General features: G+C 64.8%; 1 pseudogene. It reads right to left on the bottom strand.

Features of this window, described 5'->3' with window-relative positions:
• Positions 1–383, bottom strand: a pseudogene (locus tag J1M37_RS11005) (GuaB3 family IMP dehydrogenase-related protein); the annotation flags it as partial.

The following is a 383-nucleotide window of genomic DNA, read 5'->3' as shown; positions in this document are numbered from 1 at the left end:
CATCGAGGGAGCCGATGAACTCTTTGAGGTTGAGCGGTTCGCCGCCCTCCTGGACATGCTCGGCGGAAATGATCTCACCCTGGATGAACAGGATCTCCGCGCCGGCTTTGACCACGACCGGTGCGAGCTCGCGGGCGTTTTGGGGGCTCACACGGACGGCGACGGTGACGCCGGAGTCGCGCACCTGGGCGATGCGTTCGGTCAGCAAGTCGGTGTCGATGGGGGCGGAATGCAGCTCCTGAAGCTCAGCCACGCCGGGCTGACGCAGATCCATCGGATCGGGGTCGGCGAAGATCAGCGGAGCAATGACCTTTTTGATCGCAGAGTCGAGGTCGGCGTGGCGTCCCCACAGACCTTCAGCGTTGATGACGGCCAGGCCGCCC

It is taken from the genome of Micrococcus sp. KRD012 (genome assembly GCF_017168555.1).
Classification (GTDB): Bacteria; Actinomycetota; Actinomycetes; order Actinomycetales; family Micrococcaceae; genus Micrococcus; species Micrococcus luteus.
Note: the sequence above shows the minus strand (reverse complement) of the source record. Positions and strands in the feature narration are given on the sequence as shown.